At 41.4% G+C, this 2,582-nt stretch carries 1 protein-coding gene; it reads left to right on the plus strand.

Annotation, left to right across the window (positions count from 1 at the left end):
* Positions 1–248 precede the first annotated feature (248 nt).
* On the plus strand, positions 249–2,501 hold the full coding sequence (locus KDK14_RS02570) for a hypothetical protein (RefSeq protein WP_257263458.1): 2,253 nt from the start codon (positions 249–251) through the stop codon (positions 2,499–2,501).
* Positions 2,502–2,582 lie beyond the last annotated feature (81 nt).

Below are 2,582 nucleotides of genomic sequence, written 5' to 3' on the forward strand. Positions count from 1 at the left end.
CAGAGTGCCGGCACAAGGAGTCAGAAATATATGATTTCATATGGTCAGCTACTTATACCAATTCCACCTTCTAAAGGTAAACTGCGCAGCCACTTTGAGCAGCTGGAGCTTCGTTGGCATTTCTCTCAATTTCCACAAGAAGCCCTCTGACGGTCATACCAGGCTCATAAAAGCGATGGAACTTTTTACCGCCTTCATTGTCCAAAGATTTTATAGAATTATAAAACCCCGTTATTAAAAGTATTGACATGATAGATTCAAAATATGTATTACCATCCCCTCTCAAACACTTTAAAGATGTGTTGAAGGCGAATGCAGGAACAGATGCAGAGGCATCAAAAAATACCATTAAGCTTCAGTCTGTTAAAACCCCTGAAGTTGAGTGCCAACAAACACGCTATTCTACAAAAATTGGCGAATACCAAAACATCACAAGTATCAGTAACCCCTCGCCAAGCTTGACAAGTCCTGGTTTGTTTTCTGATCTTGTTAAAAATATTAATAAATTGATTAACACAGACCTTGAAGGATTGAGTCTTTATCTGAACGATTCTGACACCATCAAAAAAATAGAAACACTCAATTCCGAGGAGAAATCCTATCTTACTCTGGCGCTGTTTAATGACCTTGACTGCTTTTTTTTCAAAATTGCAATATCAAGCAAATCTGGCCGATATCTTGTTTCCCAGAAAACATCAGACCAGTTTATGGTGGGTTTCATAGGCAGTCTCATGGCAAGGAGTGGCCAATGGTCGCAAGCACCAAATCTGGTTCTGAATGTCTTTCGCACCAATCAGGCAACCCATTTGCCAGAAAACTTTGTCGACAACATAATGCTTCCTTTAGTCTGTGAAAATAAGGAGTACTTTGGGCTTGAGGGTGGTAAAGCAACAAAAAATATTGCCAGGGCATGTCCGGTTTGTCTGATTCCACAGACGGATCCGAGTGAGCATAATAAAATTTTCCATCCGAACGGTCTGGTCGAGCTTGGACTGGATCATGAACTCACCACGCGTATTTATTCAAAAGAATTTTTAGATCTCATGCATGGAGACTGGTTAAATGATGAGGAAAAAAAACGCCTGTTTCCACCGGCTCTGTTTTGCCTGTTTGAGAATGAATATGGCATCAATTTCTCTGCCTTTCCTAAAAGTTTCCTGATTTTACCGGAAGCATTTCTTAGTCCGGTTGTATGCTCTTATATCCATGATTTGCAAGACGCTGAAATCAAATGTTTTGATCAAAACAAGCTCAAAGATATTGCCTCCCCTGAAGAGCATGATGTTATTCTCAGCTGTCATCGTTCGATGTTAACGTTTAGCCCTCAAATACCGGTACTTGCCAGGATTGGTGCTGAGGTTCAGGTACTACTCGAAGAGCAGAATATTCAAAAACCCGAAGGCAAGGTATCGGACCGTTACGATGTGGCAACGTTTTCTACCGCTTTTTTTTGGTCTTCTGCCTATGAAGCTAAAATCGGCACTCGCGAGTCTCTGCTTGCCCTGAATATTTTTCAAAATCATGATAACTATTCTCTTCTAACAGTCAATAACGTTGAAAAACGGTACTTTTTTCAACGGGCAGAAATTCGGGGTATCGTTGGCAAAGCCATGAATAAAGTCTGTGCAGACAGCGGCAGTGATTTACGCCCTGGCTCAGCGCCGATATTTATCGGTTTTATCCCGCCGGTCATTGCCGACCGTATTGCCCGAAAACACGGCTTTCTTGACAGCAACTGGTCAGGTAACTTTTTACACGGCAAATATTCTCATCCTCTGGCGCTCACCTGCCTGGCGGCTCTATGTAACCTGAATCAAACGCTCCTGGAAACTATAGTAGATAAGGGTTTATGGGCTATCATACTGGATCAAAATCCGTACGTGCAGTTCTATTTAGATTTTGAAGTCAAAGATTTACCAGCTCTGTTAATTAATTCTAAAATAGCCTCTGTTGATACCAATAATTCACCTTTTAATTATCACCAATTACTCACCACGGGACAGCTCTCGATCAGTCTTGAGGACCTGGTAAAAGTAATTTCAATCAACCCTGTCGATGTACAAGCTGAATTGTTATCAGCGCTTGCCCGGCGCATGGGTATAACAGACTCGTTAACCCTGGAGAAGCTGAAACAGATAACTGAAAATATTCGGGTTCTGGAAATGGTTTTGTCAACCAAGCATTTGTTTTCTTTGAAGCAGTATTCCAAAGAAAAAGCCAGCAATTTACCAGACAACTGGCAGCTTCAAATTATTAAATCTGGCAAAACTTCTCTTGGTAATTTCCCCATTCCAGGTGGCAGACCAGAAAAAATAAAAGCAAAAAAATATTTTCACAAAGATGGTTATCAGGTTCATGGGGTTGTTATACATGATTTTGAAAACCTTTCTAAAGAAAAGTTGGAGGTGTTGAAAATAACTGAAGAGCAGCAGCTTGAAACATGTCACTCTTTTATCGTCTATCCACCGGATGAAAACAGGACTGTCAAGCCGCACAAATAGAGTGTAATTTGTATGCATGATCTGTCTGGTCGGAGCGAGAGGATTTGAACCTCCGACCCCCACAACCCCATTGTGGTGCGC

This window comes from Endozoicomonas sp. ONNA2, assembly GCF_024606365.1.
In the GTDB taxonomy this organism is placed as follows: domain Bacteria; phylum Pseudomonadota; class Gammaproteobacteria; order Pseudomonadales; family Endozoicomonadaceae; genus Endozoicomonas.